18 protein-coding genes are annotated in these 22,260 nt (G+C 41.5%); 1 reads left to right on the forward strand and 17 read right to left on the reverse strand.

Going from position 1 to position 22,260, the window contains the following annotated elements:
* Positions 1–11: 11 nt before the first annotated feature.
* From ACPBEH_RS04665 to ACPBEH_RS04700, 8 genes are all read right to left on the reverse strand, one after another.
* Entirely contained in the window at positions 12–1,145 is a 1,134-nt protein-coding gene (locus ACPBEH_RS04665) for a PDZ domain-containing protein (RefSeq protein ID WP_424349887.1), read from the reverse strand.
* A 192-nt stretch (positions 1,146–1,337) separates the two neighbouring features.
* A complete protein-coding gene (ftsX, locus tag ACPBEH_RS04670) occupies positions 1,338–2,225 on the reverse strand; it encodes a permease-like cell division protein FtsX (protein ID WP_424349888.1) in 888 nt (295 codons plus the stop codon).
* The gene (ftsE, locus tag ACPBEH_RS04675) at positions 2,215–2,901 is read right to left on the reverse strand and encodes a cell division ATP-binding protein FtsE (protein ID WP_011374205.1); all 687 of its coding nucleotides are present in this window, start codon (positions 2,899–2,901) and stop codon (positions 2,215–2,217) included. Before ftsE ends, ftsX begins: the two co-directional genes overlap by 11 nt.
* Positions 2,902–3,031: 130 nt before the next feature.
* Positions 3,032–4,148 (reverse strand): peptide chain release factor 2 gene (gene prfB, locus ACPBEH_RS04680; RefSeq protein ID WP_424349889.1). Its coding sequence is split into 2 segments (ribosomal slippage): positions 3,032–4,075 and positions 4,077–4,148, totalling 1,116 coding nucleotides; the frame shifts between segments, so codons are not numbered across the junction.
* 69 nt (positions 4,149–4,217) lie between these two features.
* Positions 4,218–6,581 (reverse strand): preprotein translocase subunit SecA, encoded by a 2,364-nt coding sequence (gene secA / locus ACPBEH_RS04685; protein ID WP_424349890.1) that lies wholly within the window; start codon positions 6,579–6,581, stop codon positions 4,218–4,220.
* Positions 6,582–6,828: 247 nt separating this feature from the next.
* A complete protein-coding gene (hpf, locus tag ACPBEH_RS04690; RefSeq protein WP_011374202.1) occupies positions 6,829–7,374 on the reverse strand; it encodes a ribosome hibernation-promoting factor, HPF/YfiA family in 546 nt (181 codons plus the stop codon).
* A gap of 126 nt (positions 7,375–7,500) precedes the next feature.
* Entirely contained in the window at positions 7,501–8,172 is a 672-nt protein-coding gene (locus ACPBEH_RS04695) for a ComF family protein (protein WP_424349891.1), read from the reverse strand.
* On the reverse strand, positions 8,172–9,509 hold the full coding sequence (locus ACPBEH_RS04700) for a DEAD/DEAH box helicase (RefSeq protein WP_424349892.1): 1,338 nt from the start codon (positions 9,507–9,509) through the stop codon (positions 8,172–8,174). The genes ACPBEH_RS04695 and ACPBEH_RS04700 overlap by 1 nt, the downstream gene beginning before the upstream one ends.
* Positions 9,510–9,570: 61 nt before the next feature.
* Here ACPBEH_RS04700 and ACPBEH_RS04705 point away from each other — a divergent pair, with 61 nt between their 5' ends.
* Entirely contained in the window at positions 9,571–10,236 is a 666-nt protein-coding gene (locus ACPBEH_RS04705; protein ID WP_424349893.1) for a YigZ family protein, read from the forward strand.
* Positions 10,237–10,262: 26 nt separating this feature from the next.
* Here ACPBEH_RS04705 and ACPBEH_RS04710 read toward each other — a convergent pair whose 3' ends face one another.
* The 9 genes from ACPBEH_RS04710 to ACPBEH_RS04750 form a co-directional block, all read right to left on the reverse strand.
* On the reverse strand, positions 10,263–11,351 hold the full coding sequence (locus ACPBEH_RS04710) for a glycosyltransferase family 4 protein (RefSeq protein ID WP_424350053.1): 1,089 nt from the start codon (positions 11,349–11,351) through the stop codon (positions 10,263–10,265).
* Positions 11,352–11,506: 155 nt separating this feature from the next.
* Positions 11,507–13,072, reverse strand: a complete 1,566-nt coding sequence (gene rny, locus ACPBEH_RS04715; protein WP_424349894.1) for a ribonuclease Y — start codon at positions 13,070–13,072, stop codon at positions 11,507–11,509.
* A 386-nt stretch (positions 13,073–13,458) separates the two neighbouring features.
* Positions 13,459–14,526 carry a recombinase RecA gene (gene recA / locus ACPBEH_RS04720; RefSeq protein WP_011374196.1) on the reverse strand — a complete coding sequence of 356 codons (1,068 nt, stop codon included), beginning with the start codon at positions 14,524–14,526 and terminating at the stop codon, positions 13,459–13,461.
* A gap of 182 nt (positions 14,527–14,708) precedes the next feature.
* Entirely contained in the window at positions 14,709–15,293 is a 585-nt protein-coding gene (pgsA, locus tag ACPBEH_RS04725) for a CDP-diacylglycerol--glycerol-3-phosphate 3-phosphatidyltransferase (RefSeq protein ID WP_424349895.1), read from the reverse strand.
* A 25-nt stretch (positions 15,294–15,318) separates the two neighbouring features.
* Positions 15,319–16,242, reverse strand: coding sequence for a RodZ domain-containing protein (locus tag ACPBEH_RS04730; protein WP_424349896.1), 924 nt, complete (start codon positions 16,240–16,242; stop codon positions 15,319–15,321).
* 81 nt (positions 16,243–16,323) lie between these two features.
* The gene (gene ymfI / locus ACPBEH_RS04735) at positions 16,324–17,055 is read right to left on the reverse strand and encodes an elongation factor P 5-aminopentanone reductase (RefSeq protein ID WP_424349897.1); all 732 of its coding nucleotides are present in this window, start codon (positions 17,053–17,055) and stop codon (positions 16,324–16,326) included.
* Entirely contained in the window at positions 17,055–18,359 is a 1,305-nt protein-coding gene (gene yfmH, locus ACPBEH_RS04740; RefSeq protein WP_424349898.1) for an EF-P 5-aminopentanol modification-associated protein YfmH, read from the reverse strand. Before yfmH ends, ymfI begins: the two co-directional genes overlap by 1 nt.
* Positions 18,349–19,620: an EF-P 5-aminopentanol modification-associated protein YfmF gene (gene yfmF / locus ACPBEH_RS04745; RefSeq protein ID WP_424349899.1), complete on the reverse strand. Its 1,272-nt coding sequence runs from the start codon at positions 19,618–19,620 to the stop codon at positions 18,349–18,351. Before yfmF ends, yfmH begins: the two co-directional genes overlap by 11 nt.
* 196 nt (positions 19,621–19,816) lie before the next feature.
* Complete coding sequence (locus ACPBEH_RS04750; protein ID WP_424349900.1) at positions 19,817–22,186, reverse strand: DNA translocase FtsK; 2,370 nt, start codon at positions 22,184–22,186, stop codon at positions 19,817–19,819.
* Positions 22,187–22,260 lie beyond the last annotated feature (74 nt).

A 22,260-nucleotide genomic window follows, 5' to 3' on the forward strand; every position in this document is an offset into this window, starting at 1 on the left:
TCCTTCTCTAATCAATTCTCTGGAAATAAAATAACACCTAATTCGTGGGGTGCATCGGCAAAAACAGCACTTTCCGTAATGCGATATTCACCCTGAAGATCTTGAACTTTCAAATGACAATAAGTCGAATGACTTTGAATCGCCTGATAAAAATTTTCATTGTTTGAAATTGCTCGGCCATTACATTCTACAATCACATCCCCAGCTTCTAACCCCATCTTAGCGGCTGGTGTTTGTTCGAGAACCCCCAAAATACGAATGCCGGCATACGGTTTTGTAAAATGTTGCTTATTCGCCCGGCTTTGTTGTCTCAATCGCCATTGTAAGATAAAACAGATAATTAACGCAACACTTAACGTGCTCAATATGATGCTTGGGAATATAAAGCTAATGATTCCAGCCACCACAATCACACCGCCAAACGTTATTTGGGTCCGCAAATCACGTGCCACTAACGCTGACATCAATTCTTTAATCGCTTTAACTGAAAAACCGAGAATTAACGGTAAGATGACGATGTTAAATGATTGCTGCCCAATACGTAAGACTGGCCAAAAGCCCCAATCAGGCAACTGATGCGTGCCTGGGATTAAAAAGAAAACAGGTACTAAATAAATTTGACGACTCGTAAACATCGCTGTCATCCGGCCTCGGCTACTCGTGATGACGTGTGGCGTCACCACCTTAGTGGCATCCCATTTTTGTAAAAAGCCTGTTAGAATCGTGACTAATCCCGCGACAATTAATAGTTCTGCTAATAGGCTGTTCCCAGCTAAAATCTGGTATTGCGGCCAAATCAGCGTACTGATTAAGTACAATAAAGCACTCAATAAAATGAGGACGTTTCCAGCAAAGCCAATCGGCATTAATAATAAGGCCACTACCGCGACAATTTGATAGACTAACCACCAATTTAAATTAATCGTGACGCCCAACAACAAGGTACAACAACTGAGCGCTAAGCCCGCTAATAACCCATGCCACCAAAATAGTTTTAACTCTGGCCACTTAGGATTGACAGCAATTCTAAATGTCTGTCGTTCATGTTTTATACGATGCAGCGCTAACCAAAAAGCAAACACAATCGCCACCCATAACAATGGTGTCGTGAAAAAGGTAAGCAACATATTAACGAACATCTCCATTAAATAAACCCTCCAACCTATTCAATCCTGCCAACCTAAAACAGATGCTAATCACACCTGCTAAACAGCCCGCTGAACTTTCCCCATAAGTATAGCATTTTGCCCCGTTAACTGCCTAGCCCTTAAAAGCGCTAAAAAAGGAACCTCGGCTAAAAAGCTGAGATCCCTTTTTATAAATCATTATGATTACTTTTAGATTTTTAAGAAACGACGCATTGAAACAACTGATCCCAAGGCCCCGATAACAATCCCTAAAATAGCCATTGTTAAATCGAGTTGGAATAAGAACATGCCAGGTCGTAAAAGTGAGTAACCGGCAGAAGCCATGCTGAGGGCCATATGGTTATAAACCCAGACATAGCCAAAATCGATTACGATAACCGGAACAATTACCCCTAATAACCCAGTCCAAGCCCCTTCAAAGAGGAATGGCCAACGAATATAGGCGTTGGTTGCCCCAACTAAGCGCATAATCCCGATTTCGTCACGTCGTGATAAAATCGTAATCCGAATTGTATTTGAGATTAAGAAGACAGCTACGAATAAGAGCAACGCTGCAAAACCTAAGCCCCATTTACGGATATTCTTCATCACGCTAAAGAGTTTCTTAGCATTATTACCACCATAAGTAGCATCGTAAACATGAGCTAATTTCTTAGCTTTTTTGGCAACCCCAATCGTTTTATTAGGGTTTGTTGTGCTGACCATGTAAACGTCATAAAGTGGGTTATCGTCGCCGGTAAACATCTTGAATGATTGGCCATAACTACCAACCACTTTATTCAATTCTTTTTTCCGACTTGAATAAGTGACTTTTTTGACAGACGCCATTTTTTTAAGTTTCTTTTCTAACTGATCTTTTTGATCATTGGTTGTACCACGTTCGACCATTACCCGGACGTGCACGTCATTTTCGATATCATTTGAAATTTTATTAAAATTAAAAATCATCGCAAAAACAACGCCGACCAATAGTAATGTAACGGTAACGGCACTGACAGCAGCCACTGACATCCAGCCATTACGCTTTAAACTCTTAAAACTATCATTTAAATGGCGCTTCAACGTTCTAATCTTCATAGCCATACTCACCTTCTTTTTCATCCCGGACCAAACGACCATCTTCAATCGCTAAGACACGATGCGTCCGTTCGTTAACCATTTGTCTGTTATGAGTCGCCATTAAAACAATTGTTTCTTTATTGTTGATGGCTTCTAAAATATCCATGATGCCTTCAGAAGTTTCTGGATCTAAGTTCCCAGTTGGTTCATCAGCAATGAGGACCTCTGGATAGTTAACGATGGCCCGTGCAACAGCGACCCGTTGTTGTTCCCCACCAGATAATTCGTTAGGAAAACGATCATTTTTAGCCTTTAGGCCCACTAATTCAAGCACTTCAAGTACCCGTTTTTGGATGACTTCGGGTTCAGCTTCAATGACTTCCATTGCGTAAGCGACATTTTCAAAAACTGTCAACCGTGGTAATAATTTGAAATCTTGGAAAACCACACCGACTTTACGGCGTAAATAAGGGACTTCCCGATCTTTCATATTCACTAAGTCAAAACCAGCCACTTCAATTTCACCACTGGTGGCCTTTAATTGATGATATAACATCTTAATAAATGTTGATTTACCAGCACCACTTGGTCCAACAATATAGGCAAATTCGCCAGCATCAATCGTTACGGATAAATCCTTGATTGCTGTGACACCATTTGGATATTCTTTGGACACATTCGTCATTCGAATCACTGAGGTAACACTCCTTTTTAATTGTTCATCATGTAATCTACAAAAAACACTAGTCGTATTTTATTATAGCATGCCATCTTACTTATTCGGCATCAAAATTAGTAAACTCTAACGAATCCCTCCGCCAAGCTTAATTCGGATTTTTTTGGCTCAATTGCCATTGCAAGTAAGCATACATAAATGGATCTAAATCGCCGTCCATGACAGCTTGACCGTTACCTGTTTCGTAATTAGTCCGGTGATCTTTAACCATCGTATAGGGATGGAAAACATACGATCTAATTTGAGAACCCCAGCCAATTTCGAGTTGCTCCCCTTTGATGGCAGCTGCTTTTTTAGCTTGTTCTTCTTGTTCTTTTTGATACAACTTAGCCTTCAACATATTCATCGCGGTTTCTCTATTTTGCAATTGTGACCGTTGTGCTTGTGAGCTAACCACAATCCCCGTTGGTAAATGGGTTAAGCGGACCGCTGAAGAGGTTTTATTGATATGTTGCCCACCAGCCCCACTTGAACGGAAAACGTCAACCCGCAAGTCTTCTGTGCGCACTTCGATATCAATCGAACCGTCTAATTCAGGCATCACATCGACCGAACAAAATGATGTATGACGCCGACCGGCTGAATCAAATGGTGAAATACGAACTAAGCGATGGACCCCTTTTTCAGAGCGCAATAATCCGTAGGCATTATGGCCCTTGATCATCAAAGTGACACTTTTAATGCCGGCTTCTTCACCTGCTTGATAGTCCTCTGTTTCTACGGTAAAACCGTGCGCATCTGCCCAACGTAGATACATCCGTAATAACATGGCCCCCCAGTCTTGGGATTCTGTTCCGCCAGCCCCTGGGTGTAATTCGACAATCGCGTTATTGCTGTCGTATTCACCTGATAACAATTGCCCCAGTTCATATTGGCGCATCTGACTTTGAATCTGCTCTAAATCGGCTTCAAAGCTCGCCTGTAGCTCATCATCAGGTTCTTCTTGTAATAACTCTAAAGTGACACTCAATTCTTCAAACTGCGCCTGTAATTGGTTAAAAGAATCATATTTTTCTTTTAACACATTATTTTGATCAATTAATTGTTGCGCTGATTGTTGGTCATTCCAAAAATCAGGATCTGCCATCTGCGCTTCATTTTGCGCGATGCTTTCTTGCAGGCCTTCTAAGTCAAAGAGACCCCCTGAACTGCGTTATTTTACTCTCAATTTCGTTTAATAAATGTCTTGCTTCACTTAATTCCATTTGATTAACCTCTTTTTGATTTCATGCCATTAAAAAATGGCTAAGTCAATTGCCTCAGCCATTCGTTAATTAGCGTCGAATATTTTGACGAATTTCCGCCTTCATGAAGAGTCGAGTTGTATCGTAATCGATATCACTAATCATTTCTTCAAACATTCTGTAGCCTTCTTCTTGATATTCAACCAATGGATTCATTTGACCGTAGCCCCGTAATCCGATTGAATTTCTAAGTTGATCCATCGCATCGATGTGGTCTGTCCAACGTTCATCAACAACACGGAGAATAACAACTTTTTCAAATTCAAGCATTTGATTTTCATCAGATAATTGTTTTTGTTTTGTCGCATAATTCTTTTCTGCAAAAGTCATCAATAATGCTTCGATTTCTTCAGCTGACTTACCTTGTAACTTCTCAATCGTTAATTGTTCTTCACTGACCATTGAAGTCGTTGCAAAATCATGAATTGCTTCAAGGTTCCAATCTGCTGTATCACCTTGTGTGTGCAATTGAACGATTCGTTTAACCGTTCTTGAAATCATTGGCATAATCACTTCTTTTAAGTTGTCTTCTGCCATGATGACTTGCATCCGTTGTTTATAGATCACTTCACGTTGTTCACGCATGACATCATCGTATTGAAGGGTTTGTTTACGTGTATCGTAGTTATTCCCTTCAACCCGTTTTTGTGCGGCTTCAACTTGGCGAGTAATCATCTTACTTTGGATGACAGCATCATCGTCTGAAATCTTCATCCGGTCTAGGAATGCTTTGATTCGTTCTGAACCAAAACGTTTCATCAAGTCATCTTCCAATGACATGTAGAATTGTGTTTCACCAGGATCACCTTGACGACCAGCACGGCCTCGAAGTTGGTTATCAATCCGTCGTGATTCATGACGTTCAGTCCCAATAACAGCTAAGCCACCTAAATCTGTAACACCAGGTCCTAATTTAATATCAGTCCCACGACCAGCCATATTAGTAGCGATTGTAACAGCGCCCCGTTGGCCAGCATTCATGATGATTTCAGCTTCTTTGAAATGGTTTTTCGCATTCAAGACAGCATGTGGTACGTTGTTTTCGTCTAACAAACGTGATAATAATTCTGAAGATTCAACCGCAACTGTCCCAACTAATGTTGGTTGGCCTTTTTCGTAACGTGATTTGATGTCTTTTACAACAGCGTGGAATTTACTTTCAAGCGTTGGATATAAGACATCTGATTTGTCGTTACGTGCGATTGGGCGGTTCGTTGGAATTGAAATAACTTCCATATTGTAAATTTCACGGAATTCTTCTTCTTCGGTCTTAGCCGTCCCAGTCATCCCTGAAAGTTTGTTATACATTCTGAAGTAATTTTGGTACGTAATGTTAGCCATTGTTTTGGTTTCATCTTGGATTTCAACGCCTTCTTTGGCTTCAATCGCTTGATGTAAACCATCTGAATAACGACGACCATCCATCACACGGCCGGTAAATTGATCAACGATCAAGACTTCACCATCTTGGACCACATAATCGATATCCTTCAACATGATGAAGTTAGCCCGTAATGATTCATCCAAATGATGGGTCAATGCTGTATTTTCAATATCATATAAGTTATCAAGGCCAAAGTTAGCTTCAGCTTTACCGATACCGGCTTCTGTTAAACTAATTGTTTTTGTAGGCCAATCGATTTTATAATCTGTATCTTCTTTTAAGGTTTTCACAAAGCGGTCCGCACGGATATAAAGTGCCGTTGATTTTTCTGCTTGTCCAGAAATAATCAAAGGTGTCCGAGCTTCATCAATTAAGATTGAATCCACTTCATCGACAATTGCAAAGTTCAATGGACGTTGTACCATTTCTTCTTTGTAAACAACCATGTTATCACGTAAGTAATCAAAACCAAGTTCACTATTGGTTGAATACGTAATATCAGAGTTGTAAGCATCCCGTTTTTCTTCAGGGGTCTTCGCATTTAAGTTCAACCCAACTGAAAGACCTAACCAATTATACAATTCACCCATTTCAGTCGCATCACGACTTGAAAGGTATTCATTGACGGTAACAACGTGGACCCCTTGGCCCGCAAGCGCGTTCAAATAAACGGGCATTGTAGCGGTTAACGTTTTACCTTCACCAGTTTTCATTTCAGCGATATTGCCTTCGTGTAATGTAATCCCACCAATAATTTGAACTCGGAACGGGAATAAACCAAGCACACGTTTAGCGCCTTCTCGAGCGACCGCGAATGCTTCCGGTAAAATATCGTCTAATGTTTCGCCATTTGCTAATCTTGTTTTGAATTCAGGTGTCTTCGCTTGTAACGCTTCGTCTGATAAATTACTGTATTCATCTTCATAAGATTGCACTTTATCGGCAATTTTGCCCATTCGTGCAACTTCACGTTTATCGCTTTCTACCCATGATTTTAGAAAATTTGCCATTTATTATAATTCTCCTCTGGAAATTCTGATCACTATGATTTTAATTAAATTTTAGAATTACTGGACCACTAACAACTTATTCTAACATTTATTACAGTCAATTAAAACCTACTGCTTAAACAAATACGTGCGATTGGCCATAAAATTAACCCTATTACCTATAGTCTTATTCTGAAAATAAATAAAGAGCCCGAAACAAACACTATTTTGTTTGTTTCGAACTCTTCACGATGTCTATTTAAAATTGTTATTCATCTGTTTCGATCAAACCATAACGACCGTCTTGGCGTTTGTAAACAATGCTTGTGCCATTTGTTTCTGAATCCTCAAAGATAAAGAATTCATGACCTAACATGTTCATTTGTAAGATAGCTTCTTCGCTGTCCATTGGTTTTAATGAAACACGTTTAGTTCTAACAACTTGCATTGGTTCTTCTGGTAAAGTTTCTTCAGAAGAAACCACTAATTCAACACCCTTGATACCACGTTCGCGTGATTTACGATTAATTTTTGTTTTGTATTTACGGATTTGACGTTCTAGTTTATCAGTTACCAGATCAACACTACCGTACATGTCTGGTGATGTTTCTTCGGCTCTAAGAACCAAATAAGGGAGCGGAATAGTCACTTCGACCTTCGCTGTTTTATCAGGATAGACTTTCAAGTTAACGTGTGCAGTTGCGGTAGCTGACTCATCAAAATATTTTTCGAGTTTGCTGATTTTTTTCTCAACGTAACTCCGAATTGCTTCTGTGACTTCAATATTTTCTCCACGGACATTAAAACTTAGCATATGATTTCTCCCCTTTCACAAATAACCCCATTGGTTATTTGTCACCCAATAATCGATAAATTATTGGGGCTTTGTTACTAAGTTCATTATATATAAATTGCGGCCAATAGACAAATAAAACGATTACTATCTAGCTAAAGTAATCGCATTAATTGCAAGCCGGGGGTATTTAGCATGCAGACATTGTTGTGCATGCCACACCGTTCGGCCCGTCGTATAAATATCATCCAAGATTATTATCGATTGCACCTTAGCAGGTAATTTTTGTGGTATTAATTCAAAAAATTGGGGACTTGCCAGGCGTTCTACACGATTTTTTTGTGCTTGGCCTTTCTCTGTTGGCTGCTTTTTCAAAAGCGGCATTAGCGGAAAGCAATTCTCGAATAATCCCTGGACCGGATTGAAACCGCGATCTTGTAGATGTTGCTCATCAGCGGGAATCGGCATGTAAATCACATGCGGTTTTACTGGAAATCGTGTTCGAATCTCCCGTTCAAATAACAGTCGTATTTGATAATCTCCTTGGCCCTTATAACGTTGAAAATACAACTGCATCGCTCGGTTATAAGTAAAGAGCGCCTGAGTTTTGAAATGCTGCTGGGGATAAAGTTGGCGCCATTGCTGACAATCAGAACATAAAATACCCTTCGGTAGCGGCCGACTACAATCCGAGCAACGATTGCCACTGATGCGTTCAAATTGCTGTAAACAAACTTGGCAGATGTGTGGCTTAAGTAGTGGTTTTAATTGCAGCAGTTGCTTAATGCTCGGCTTTTCGATAATGACATTCTGGCACATTAAACAGTTGATTGTAATCGCCGTCCCCTCTGATTTTGGGCTTTAATTTGTCGACAAGCCCCCTTAATCGCACGCGTGTAATCCTGATAATAAAAATGAACCGGATTGTGGGCATAATCTTTATGCCGTCCCGCTCGCCCGGCAATCTGCACTAAAACTGATTCATTAAACACCAGGTGCTCTGCTCCCAAGACCAAAACCGCAACGTTTTTAAATGTGACCCCCCGTTCCAAAATGGTGGTCGTCACCATTAATTGGATTTGCTGTGCTCTAAACGCCGCAATCTTTTTGATCTGATCCGGATCGTTTGCATGCACCGTTTCAATTCTGACTGCCGGTAATAAAATTGATAGTCGGTTGGCAACTGGTTTTAATAACCTGACTTGCGGTATAAATAGCAACACCTGTTGCGTTTTTAAACAAGTCTGACAATCACGCTCAAGCCGCTTAGGTAAACGACCTTTTTTTAACTGGGCCCGCCAATTAAACGTGATATGGCATTGTGGCTCTGGTAATAAGTACCCATGAAAACGAAGTGGAAGTTCACTGACCGTCATTTGTTTAGCAGCAATCGCTCGTTTAATGGCCGGTGTCGGCGTGGCCGTTAAATATAATAACGCACACTGAGGCTTGCAAGCTTGTTCAACTGCCGTAGCTAAAACCGGGTTATCAACAAAAGGAAAAGCATCCACTTCATCAACGATTACCGTATCAAATGCGTGGTAAAACTTCAGCAATTGATGCGTCGTGCAGATCACTAATTGGGTATAGCGGTAGGGCTCTGTTTGCTCACCGTACATCAACATGATACTTGTCGTCGCAAAAGCGGCTTGCAGTCGCGGATAAAGTTCTAGACAGACTGCGACTCTAGGGGCCGCCAGACATACTCGCTGTCCTTTTTGGAGCGCAGCTAAAATCCCTTGAAAAAGCATCTCGGTCTTCCCGGCGCCGGTCACAGCCGTTAATACGTGCCGTTTTTGGGCTTGGATAACCTCAACCACCGCTTGGGCGGCTTGTTCCTGATATGGCGTTAGTTGTCCCTCCCACGTTAACTTCGGTATGACGGCTTTGAATAAATGATCCTCAGGAATTGTGTATAACAAATCGCCCTCTACCAAGCGACCAAATAACAAACACTGCGCACAATAATGGCGACCGTCTGGTAAACAGTTTTGCGGTGGCACCACTTGCTGGCAACGTTGACAAATCAAGCGATGCTTGACCCGTAAAAACGCGGGTCGCTGCTCAATCTGTGGTAAACTATAATTATTATTTTGCGTATCGGCTAACTGGGCCGCAGTAAACTGACGACCACAGGCGATTATTTGTTGTTCCATTTGATTGACCCCTTTAGGACTAACATACGCAATCGGAATCTATTTTTTTGAGGTGGCCTCTATGGAAAGTTATTTAACCGTTCAAGCAGACGGGCAGTTTGAACTCGAAATTAAAAAGTCCCGTTTTATTTGCCAAATCGCTCGAGTTAACGATGAAGCCGCTGCCCAAGACTTCATCGATCAAGTCCGTAAAACGCATGCGAAAGCAAATCATAATTGCTTCGCCTATCAACTGGGACAACCCGCTAATATTCAAAAACAAAGCGATGATGGTGAACCCAGCGGTACTGCAGGCGTTCCTATACTGGAAGTCTTGCGTCAAATGCAACTTACAAACCTCTGTGTTGTCGTTACGCGGTATTTCGGTGGGACTAAACTAGGAACTGGTGGCTTGATTCGTGCTTATAGCCACGTGACTTCCGCTGCTCTTGAGCATCTTGGTATCGTTCAAGGAATCGAACAAACTGCCTGTCATTTAACCATTGATTATCCGCAGTTTGACTCCCTCCAAAATCGCTTAGCACAACTAGATCTGATTGCTCAGGATATTCAATACACAACCAACATCCAACTAACAGTCTGGTTACCCACCGAAGAAGTGCCAGCTTTTGAAACCCAGATGACAGAATTACTCAATGGCCAGCTCACCTTGACGTTTGGCCAACAGCAATTTAACGAAGTCCCCATCAGCGCCCAAGCCATTCACGACTTGCGTTATCAAAAATAACCATCAAAAAAAGGATTAGCCAGTGGCTAATCCTTTTCTTCATCTTTAGGTTTTAATAATCGTTTTAGTAAATGTAATAGCGGTTGGCGATTTTCACCAACTAACCCAATTGATTCAACAAACAATTCAAGGCCAATTAAGACTGCGATTGTTAAGGCTAAGCTCCCCCACAATGTTGATAATGGGTATAGTAACGAAATGAGTGAGAAAACTAACGCTAAACCGTAAATAACCAATACGGTTTGCCGATGTGATAAGCCTAATTGCATCAAACGGTGATGTAAATGATGTTTATCCGCTTGTGAAATTGGTTTGCGGTTTAAGATCCGCCGTAACATCGCGTAAACCGTATCCGTAATTGGGACCCCTAAAATAATAACTGGAATCAATAACGTAATAAAGGTCACATTTTTCAAGCCCTTCAAGGATAAGACCGCAATCATGAACCCTATGAACAAGGCCCCGGTATCCCCCAAGAAAATCTTGGCGGGATGGAAATTATGCGGCAAGAAGCCAATTAACGCAGCGACTAAACAGAAAATCATGATTGAAACACTCACATTGGTAATCGATAGAAAGAAATAGGCAATCACGCCCATCGTGAATAGGGCGATGATTGAGACCCCGGTCGCTAAACCGTCCAAGCCATCAATTAAGTTCACCGCATTGGTAATCGCTAAGATCCAGAAAATTGTGATTGGAAAACTTAACCAGCCCAATTTAAAGGTCCCAACAAGCGGAATAGTTAAGATATTCATCCGCACACCCGCTAAAAAGTAAATCACTAAGGCAGCGATTAAAATCCCTAGCATTTTTTCTTTTGGACTTAATTCCTTGATATCATCAATCATCCCAGTGATGATGATGATACATTCTGCTAAAAAGATACTAAATAGTTCATGCGTTGGAAACTGTCCGCGCAATAAAATAAAAGTGCCTACATTAAAGGCAATAAAAATCGCCAGACCACCCATTGAGGGCATTGCTTTCTTATTCACTCGGCGAGCATTGGGTTTATCAACCGCGCCTAAGACAAAAGCTAAGCGTCTAACGAGCGGTGTGATTGCGGCCGAAACGAGCATGGTCGCAAACAACCCAACGATGATTCTAAACATGGGCATCATTTGATTCGCCTACTTTCTCTAACATTCACTTTATTATACAAATCCCAGCCCATAAACACAACCAGGACTTGATTTCTTAATGAAATTCAAAAAAAGAGGGTGCGACAAATTTAATTGCCCACCCCCAAGAATATACTGACTAAAAATTACTTAGCATACTCAACTGTTCTTGTTTCTCGGATAACCGTCACCTTAATATGACCAGGATATTCGAGTTGATCTTCAATCTGGTTCTTAACATCACGCGCTAAGACAGTTGCTTGATCATCTGTGACTTGTTCTGGTTTAACAATCACGCGGACTTCTCGGCCGGCTTGGATTGCAAAACTATGGTCAACACCCTTGAAACTGTTCGTAATACTTTCAAGTTTCTCAAGACGATGAATATAGTTTTCAAGTGATTCAGAACGCGCCCCTGGACGAGCAGCTGAAATTGCATCAGATGCAGCTACCAGAACTGAGATAATTGATGTTGCTTCAATATCACCATGATGTGAGCCAATTGCGTTAATTACCGTTGCCGGTTCCTTATAACGCGTTGCAAGTTCAACACCAATTTCAACGTGTGAGCCATCAACTTCATGATCCAATGCTTTACCGATATCATGTAATAAGCCAGCACGTTTTGCGAGTGTGACATCTTCGCCTAATTCAGCAGCTAAAATCCCCGTTAATTTAGCGACTTCAATCGAATGATTCAAGACGTTTTGACCATAACTTGTTCTAAAGTGTAAACGGCCTAAAATCTTAATGAGGTCTGGATGCATCGTATGAATCCCGACATCAAAAATGGCTTGTTCACCGATTTGGCGAATTTGTTCGTCCATTTCTTTACGTGATTTATCCACCATTTCTTCAATACGAGCTGGATGAATCCGACCATCTTGAATTAACTTCTCTAAGGTCATTCGTGCGATTTCACGTCTAATTGGATCAAAACCACTTAGCACAACTGCTTCTGGTGTATCATCGATAATTAAGTCAATCCCAGTTAACGTTTCGAGGGTGCGAATATTCCGACCCTCACGACCGATAATCCGACCCTTCATATCGTCATTAGGAAGCGTCACAACAGTCACTGTTGTTTCAGCAACCATATCTGCTGCACTACGTTGAATTGCTTCAGCAACTAATGTTTTAGCTGTCCGATCAGCATGTTCCTTAGCAGATTCTTCGCTTTCCTTAATTAAAACAGCCCGTTCGTGATCCAAGTTCCGTTTCGTTTCGTCCAAAATGATCTTTTGCGCATCATCATGAGAAAGCTCAGCGATCTCTTGTAACTTCGTTCGTTGTTGTTCAACTAACGCTTCGACTTCTGCTTGCTTTTCTTTTAATTGTTGCGCCTGTTCAGCTAAACGATTTTCATGTTCTTCCAATGTCCGTTCTTTTTTATCGAGCGTCGCATCTTTTCGGTCCATCGTTTCTTCGCGCTGGATTAATCGATTCTCTTGTTTTTGAACTTCACCACGTCGATCCTTCAATTCATTTTCAATTTCAGAGCGATATTGATGATTTTCGTCCTTGGCTTCCAAAAGAATTTCTTTTTTCCGCGTTGCCGCTTCTTTTTCAGCTAATTCGATTATTCCCTTAGCAGTCTTATTTGCACCATCAATTTCACGTTCGTGGGCCTTCTTTTGCAAAATTGCACCAACGGCAAAACCGAGGATTAACATGATGACTGCGGTAAGGATTAATAGCAAATCTAAGTTCATTTTTTCACCTCCGCATCATCAAAAATTTTAAATTGCAAGCACGTTGCAAATTTTTAAAGATGTAATTATGTTTAATTTTTCAACACATAGTTATTTTATAGTTTAGTAAACCGCCTGTCAACTTAAAGTATCAGCATTGCAACCGTTTACCGGCCCGATTGCCACTCGTTTATTCGGTTAATCCACCGCTTATTGTGTTAGGCCCTTAGACATTGTCAAACAGCCGTCGGTCCAATTGCGAATGTCACTACACTTCTTAGCAATCCCATTCGGTAGTAGGCCCTATAATTCTTAATTTACCAATCCTTAACCTTAATTATTCGGTTATACCTAAAACAAGAGCCAGTACAAAACTAAGTTTTGGCCTGGCTCTTGCTAGTCATGCTTTATTCTTCTGTTGAATCATCTGGTAAAATATTTATTTGTTCATCTTCAGTTGTTGGAAGATCTTCTTCTGGTACATCTGAAATACCATAAGCTGCTCTAACCTTCAAACGAACTTCATCTTCGACATCTTCATGATCAGCCAAATAATTTTTAGCATTTTCACGCCCTTGACCAATTCGTTCTGACCCATAAGAGTACCAAGAACCACTCTTATTGATAATGTCTTTTTCAACCGCCATATCAACTAATTCACCGGTTCTGGAAATCCCTTGACCGTACATGATATCAACTTCAGCGACCTTAAATGGTGGGGCCACCTTATTCTTAACAACTTTGATTCGGGCCCGGTTCCCAATCATATCTGTCCCATTCTTGATGGTTTCAGCACGACGGACTTCAAGCCGAACAGTTGAATAGAATTTCAAAGCACGACCACCTGGTGTGACTTCGGGGTTACCAAACATCACGCCGACTTTTTCACGAATTTGGTTAATGAATAACGCAATCGTCTTCGTCTTATTAATCGTTCCTGATAATTTACGTAAGGCTTGTGACATCAAACGGGCTTGTAAGCCAACGTGGGCATCACCCATTTCGCCTTCGATTTCAGCACGTGGTACCAAGGCAGCAACTGAATCGACAACTAAAATATCAACGGCCCCACTTGATACCAAGGCATCAGCAATTTCTAAGCCTTGTTCACCAGTATCGGGTTGTGATAAGAGTAAGTCATCGATGTTAACGCCAAGAGCTGTTGCATACTTAGGATCCATCGCATTTTCAGCATCGATATAAGCAGCCGTTCCACCTTGCTTTTGCACTTCGGCAACAGCGTGTAACGCAACAGTTGTTTTACCTGAACTTTCAGGACCGTAAATTTCAACGATCCGGCCGCGAGGATAACCACCTACTCCGAGCGCTTCGTCCAATGCCAATGAACCAGATGAAACTGTTGAGACTTGTGTATCAACCTTTTCACCCATTCGCATAATTGAACCTTTACCAAAATTCTTTTCAATCTTCTTTAGGGCAGCATCAAGTGCTGCTTGTCTTTCATCTTTAGCCAATTAAGTGACCCTCCTTAAAAGAGTACATTTCATTACTCTCTTAGTTTACAGATTTCGTTAAATAAAAGCAAGTTAAAATCGAACAAACGTTCTTAATATTTATTCGGTCAATCTATAATACGTAATTCGCGGGGATTTTGCCAATAAAAAAACTGGTCGCTAAAGCGGACCAGTTTTGCTGATTATTTAGAAAATGAATCCTTAAAAATACCACGATTTTTGATGAAGTATTCTGTCCCTGAATAAATCGTGAAGAATAAGCAAACATATAACATGATATCAGCCATTGGTAAGCCGATATTCGCAAAGAACACATTATGCAAGAATAATAAGATAATCGCCAACATTTGAGTTGTCGTCTTAATCTTACCAGGCATGGCAGCAGCCATGACTTCGCCGCCTTGGCTCAAGAGTAATCGAAGACCAGTCACTGCTAATTCACGCCAAATAATAATTGCAACAACCCAAGCAGGTGCTGCACCGAGTTCAACAAGGAAGATGAAGGCTGTCATTACCAATAACTTGTCCGCTAGTGGATCAGCAAACTTGCCAAAGTTAGTCACCAAATGTTGTGAACGTGCAATTTTTCCATCCAACAAATCCGTCAATGATGCAACAATAAAGATCACTGTTGCAATCAATTCACTGACCGGAATGGCCGTCCCAGCAACGAGTACCTCAACTGCCGGTACGTTAAACGCTAATAGGATTGTAAAAATAGGAATTAAAATAATTCTAAACATCGTCAATTTATTTGGTAAATTCATCGGATAGACCTCTCACATCTCTTTATTATTTTGCAAGTGTTGCTGTAAAGTTCACTGTTCGAACCTGAACTGTTTCATTATTAGGATTTAAATTAACAGCTGTGTCGTTAATCTTCATCTTCGTTGCAGGCCCGTTCCCAGTTTTAACTGAGAATTGGGTTACCCCAGCTGGTAATTGCGTTGTTTGATCAGTTCCTGGTGTAACAGAACCTTGCCAAATGGTTGAACCATTAACGATTAACCCGACCCAAGCCGTTGCGTTTTCAGCTGAGAACGTCAACGTATTAGCCTTGTTAGGCAAGTTCTTAATAGTGAAGGCTTGTTGTGAACCACTCATACTTGTCATTGAAGCTGATAATTTTGTTTCTTTGGCTTTTTTGTCAGCTTCTTTTTTAGATTGTTCGCTTGCTTTAGAAGCTTCTTTGGCCTTACTTTCTTGTGTCTTTTGTTGATTATCGTCTGAACTTGCTTTTTTGGTTGTTGATTGGTCACCTGAAACTGTGACAGATGAACTAGTTTCAGTTAACGTTTCCCGGTTTTTGCCCCGGTTACTTAGCGTAATCCCGTAGACAATCCCTACAATCACAACGACGACAGCAACAACGGCGATTTGTGGTGCTAAGCCCCGCCATTTTGACCATTTAGAGTCGGTTGTTTCGCGTGTTAGACGAGTTTGATTTTCAACCGATTTTTCAACGTATTCTTCTGGTTTTGCGTTAGGCAACTTATCTTGATATTCAGCTAATAAAGCTTCACTATCAACACCCACCGTTTGTGCATATTGCTTAATAAACGCACGCACATAAAAAGTGCCTGGGAGTGCATCGAAATCGCCCTCTTCGATTGAACTTAAATAGCGCTTTTGAATTTTCGTAATTTGTTGTAAATCATCTAATGTATAACCTTTTTCAATACGTGCTTCACGTAATTTTTGACCAATTTCATTCATCTGAATTCCACCCACTATTATCCCATTATCATTACTCGTCATTATAGCATATTGCCACAATGATATTGTATTAAGATTTCTTTATTTTAGCCAACCGCCGTCAACATAAATTGTCTGTCCCGTTAAATAATTGGCTTCTGGTGCTAACAAAGTCTGGACCCAATAAGCAATCTGTGTCGGCGTCGCAAAACGCCCAGTTGGAATCTCAGCGGCAATCGCCGCTTGTTCGTCTGCTGTAAACTGTTGATTCATTTTCGTGGCTACCGCACCAGGGGCAATCACGTTGACCGTGATGCCTAATGAGCCTACCTCTTGTGCATAAGCATTGGCAAACGCCGATTGGGCGCCTTTGACCGTGCTGTAGGGTACTTCCATCGCGCTACCCCGACCGCCGTAAATAGAGCCAATAAAAACGATTCGGCCCAAATCACTCTGGGTTAATTTAGACTGTAAAGCTTGTAAAATTAACATTGGTGTCTTCACGTGCACTTGCCACAACGCATCGATCTGTTCGGCAGACACCTCTGGCAATAAGCCGTAAGTCGTCATCCCAGCGGCAAAAATAACCGCATCCACTTGAAATAATTGCTTTTTTAACTGGTCGACCGCAGTGGTACCAGTCGTTAAATCCAACTGAAGCGCAAAAAAGTCTTGGTGCGCATACTGTTGACTGAGTTGCTGTTGTAGTTTATGAATGCGCTCTTGATTTTGGTTGTAGTGCAAATAAAGCGACCAACCGTCCGCTGCTAAGCGTTCGGCGATGGTGGTGCCAATATCGCCCGAAGCGCCAATAATTAAAGCTGAACGACTCATTATTGCGCCACCTCTGGTAGGATATGGCAAACCGTCATAATTTCAATTTTGAAGAATTCGGCAGCAACCTGTGCCAAATCCGCTAGCGACACTTGTTCAATTAAACCTAACACATCAAACGGACTTACTTCATCAAAAAAGGCGTCACTGTATTGATTGGCGATTGCTTCTAACGAATTAAAGGCTTGTAAATATTCGCCGATTGCGGCTCTTTTAACCAACGCTAAATTGGCTTCTGAAAAATCAGGACTTTCCTGATAGTGTTCTAAAATATTGATCAACGCATCTGATAAGCCTTGTGCATCATCAGTGTCGCCACCAAGCGTGATGAAGTTAAATGAGCGTTGAATAGCATATTCATAGCCAAAGCTATCATCCAAAAGCCCTTGTTCATATAATTTTTGGACTTGCGTTGATGAATCGCCAAAGAGTAACTCTAATAACAAGTTCATCTTAATTTTTATTTCTAGTGCTTCTTGGCCAGTGCCAAAATCGGTTAACCCTTTGATGCCGACCATACTCTTACTGCGGGTCACCGGCATTTCTAATGAACGGTACGGAATAATATCACTGCCGTCAGCTTCTTCTTCCGGTAATGATCGATTAATATCGCTGGGTTGTGCAAATTCTTTCGCGTCCTGATTAGCGCTGACCCATGACAAGACCTCTTCAGGGTCATCAATCTGACCAACGATAAATAAATTCATATTGCTTGGTTGATAGAATGTTTGGTGCGCTTGATACAATTCTTCAGGTGTAATTTGCGCAATACTTTCGACTGTCCCAGCAATATCCGTTCGCACTGGATGTTGTGGATAAAGGTTGCCAAGCACCGTATAAAATAAACGCCAATCTGGTTCATCGTTGTACATCTGAATCTCTTGACCAATAATGCCTTTTTCTTTATCGACCGTTGCAGTCGTGAAATAGGGTTCTTGCACAAAATCAAGCAAGATATCCAAGTTTTCCTTCAAGTGACTGGTTGTCGAAAAGAGATAGCTGGTCCGTGTAAAACTCGTGTACGCATTTGAACTGGCACCATATTGCCCAAATTTTTCAAAGGCATCATAATCCGCCTTTTCAAATAACTTATGCTCTAGGAAATGCGCAATCCCATCAGGAACCGTCACATAATCCGTTTGGCCTGCTGGCACAAAAGTTGTATCGATTGCGCCGTAGTCTGTTGTTAAAATAGCATAGGTCTTATGGTAACCACTCTTAGGATAGAGCTTGACCGTTAAGCCATTTTCAAGGGTGTCTTCGTAGAGGGTTTCGCCCAAGCGGGGATTTTGTCTAAGCTTCATTTGTATCGACCCCTTTCAAGAAGTAGATTGCTTGCAGTTGCATCTTAGCGGCTTGTTCTTGGACCGCTTGTTTAGAGACGGCCAAAATGGCTGTCGCAAATCGATCCGCATCTAATTCCGTTTCAGGTACAAAGATTTGATTGAATTGTTGTTGACCCAAATAACCTGGGCTATCAAGACTGGATTTAAATTGATTAATTAAGGCTAGTTTAGTTTGTTCAAACATCGCTTGCGTGAAATCACCTGCGATAATACTTTGGCGTTGCGCTTCGATAATGGCTAATACACGTTCTTTTTGATGGCTTTCAATTCCGGTTTGAACCATGACAGCCCCTCGGAACGCATCGATGTTGCTAGAAGCATAATAGGCCAAACTCGCCTTTTCACGGACATTTGTAAAGAGTAAGGATAGCGGTGTGCCGCCAAACAACGCGTTCATCACTAAGGCCGCGTAATAATCTTTTTGATAGAAGTAAGTTGGCAATTGATAAGCCATATTTAACTTACCTTGTTGAACCGCTTGTTCTTCCGTCAATTCACGCACCGCATCACTAGCATCTTGTTGATAAAAAATCCCAGGTAGTGTTTCAACCCGTGGTACTAGTGATAATTGTGCTAAATCAAGCGCTAATTTTTCTTCGTCCACGTTGCCCACAACCGTCATTTGAATTCGGTCATTTGCAATCATCTGTTGATAATAAGTGTATAAATCAGTCGCTGTGACTGTTTTTAAAACATCGGCATCCCCATAATTAGGGGTTTGTTGCGTTTGATCTGTAAAGTAGAGTTCCCGTAGTTTGAGTGCAGCATAAGTTTGTTTGTCATCGGCAACACTATCGATATAGCGTTGCAAGTTTTCTTTTTCCCGATCAAAAGTAATCGCGCTAAAGGCTTGATCAACAATATCTGGTTTTAAAAGTAATTCGCCAATAAAGGCAATTGCTTGTTGTTGTAAGTCGATTGTATCCCGTAAATATTGGGGACTGACAATCCGCATTGAAATACTAAAAATCGCTAAATTACCTTGCCGATAAGCATTCATATTGAAACCGGCCCCGTACATTGCTTGGAGTTGATTGGCAATTGCAACCTGATCACGATAGGCTTGGCTACTAGCAGATAAAACACTGGCTAGTAATGACCGCTTTGTTAGGGTTTCTTTAGTCGCTGGTGCCACTAATTGCACAGAAAAGCGAATAGTTTTGAATTGTTGTGTTTGTAAGATATTTAAATAAACGCCATCCATTACTTTTTGATTCATACTTGCTGCTCCTCACTGTTTTAACAGTTAAAATGGCTTGCTTTCAACTTAAGTCTTTTTAAGAATAATGTAACAGACACTATCATACCAAAAAAGTAGGTTAAACTCAAAAGCACCACCGTTTTAACAACTCTGGTTTTTCTTTGAAAAAACGGTATTAGAATCCTACTACTGATTCTAATACCGCTTTTGCTCATTATTCAGTTGGTGGTTGTTCGCTTGGAACCTCTTGCAAAAGGACCTTGCGGGGTTTACTACCTTCAGAAGGCCCGATAATCCCGCGACTTTCCATTTCATCGATCAGCCGGGCTGCCCGATTATAACCGACTCTAAAACGACGTTGAACCATCGAAACACTCGCGGTTTGTTGCTTAACCACTAATTCAACCGCTTCTTGATAATATTCATCTTCTGGATCTGCCGTTTCTTGGTGTTCATCAGCCGCCGTTGGAATCATCTCTTCATCGTATTCAGCCGTCTTTTGCGCTTTGATGAAGGAAACGATACTTTCAACGTCTTGACTGGAGATAAAGGCGCCTTGAACTCGGAGTGGTTTACTCATCCCGATTGGTAGGTACAACATGTCCCCACGACCCAGGAGCTTTTCAGCCCCACTACCATCTAAGATGGTCCGTGAGTCAATCCCACTAGAAACCGCAAACGCGATTCGTGATGGAATATTAGCCTTGATTAAACCAGTAATAACATCGACAGATGGCCGTTGTGTGGCAACAATCATGTGAATCCCAGCTGCCCGGGCCATTTGTGCTAAGCGGATAATCGCACTTTCAACTTCGTTACTAGCAACCATCATCAAATCAGATAATTCATCAACGATCACGACAATGTATGGTAAGGCCGCGCCCTTGATTTCGCCATCTTCATTATGACCTTGAATATACTGGTTATATTCGGTCATATTCCGCTGACCAGTATCCGCAAAAAGTTGATAGCGTCGTTCCATTTCTTTAACGACTTTATTCAACGCGTTGGCCGCTTTCTTAGCGTTGGTCACCACCGGAATCAAGAGATGTGGAATCCCATTATAGACATTTAATTCAACCATCTTCGGATCAATCAACATCAACTTAACTTCATGGGGTTGCGCGCTCATCAAAATACTGGTGATGATCCCGTTAATCGCTACCGATTTCCCACTACCGGTTGAACCGGCAATCAAAAGATGCGGCATCTTCGCTAAATCCGACATAATCACTTTACCGGAAATATCTTTCCCTAATGGCACTGCCAACGGTTTGCCTGGATGTGGTGGCTCTTGTTCGATCATCTCTCTGAAGGAAACTGTTGAGACAGTTGTATTAGGGACTTCAATCCCGACATATGGTTTACCTGGAATCGGTGCTTCAATTCGAATGTCTTTAGCCGCCAGGGCTAACGCTAAATCATCGGCTAAATTGACAATCTTCGATACCTTAACGCCGACAGCCGGCTGGATTTCATACTTCGTAACGGCCGGGCCCAGACTAGCACTCTTAACCGTGACATCCACACCAAACGAATCAAAGGTTTGTTTTAAGACCTGTTGATTTTTTTCAATCGCTTCGTATTCCGCACTCTGATCTGATGGTGGGATCTGCGTCAACAATTCAGGGGTTGGCATTTCATAATCCTCATCAATTACTACGGCATGCGTTAACTCGGCAACATCTGGCACTTGTTCTGTTGGTGTTTCCTCAGTTGCTTCTGCCGCGTTAGTTGCTTGGTGCGTTGCAATCGGTTTTGGTAAATCCTTAGGTCCGTTAATCTTAAAGGTTGCTGGTTCGTTCACCACAACCCCTGTTTTCTCAGGCTCGCCGGTCGGTTCTGGGACAGTCTTTTTAGCGGTTTTGGTTGGTGATGTTTTTTCATCAACTGCAGACAACGCATTTTGCGTTTGTTCTTTGAGTGCGCTGACTTGATCGCGCCCTTTTTCAGTGGCCTTCACCAAACCTGATTTAGTGTAGCGCCCGACTTGAAATAAGCCATGGACAAAGTGCTGAGTACTTTTAACAACTACACTAAAAGGAATATCCATAAAAATAAAGAGCCCCATGATTGTTATTAACACAGCAATGATATAGGTGCCCATCTGTGCAAATAGAAAGTGCGAACCGCTATAAATCACGGCCCCAATCAGGCCCCCGCCGACCTCTGTCGTGACTGCCATTTTTTGGAAATCTTCAAATAATAGACGCCAAGTCGCCGCAACAAAATGGTTATTAATCGCTTGTTGGTGCAAGATGAACGCCGATAGCCAGATTAAGATACCAGCATAGGCTAAACTAAAGCCCGCCGTCTTTTGTTGCCACAAGGGTGGTTGTTTGCCATAAATTAAGAGGTAAATACCGAGCATTGCAAATAAGATTGCGCCCAGGACGAATGTGTCACCAACGAATAAGCGGAAGACATTCGCAAATAGTGCGCCGATAAATCCTAATTTCAGCCCGGAGAAAAGACTAATTAAAATAAACAAAAAGCCGACAAAATTAATCGTGTAATCAGGTTGTTGTGTTTTTTTCTTCTTAGTCGTCGTTTTTTTCTTACGCTTTTTCGTTTGAGTTGCCATAAAATCTCCTTACCTTACATATCTAATCCTTATTATACACGAACTTCTGTTCAGGTTAACCCATCTTTTAGGCT

The organism is Latilactobacillus parasakei (assembly GCF_049674265.1).
GTDB classification, from domain to species: domain Bacteria; phylum Bacillota; class Bacilli; order Lactobacillales; family Lactobacillaceae; genus Latilactobacillus; species Latilactobacillus sakei.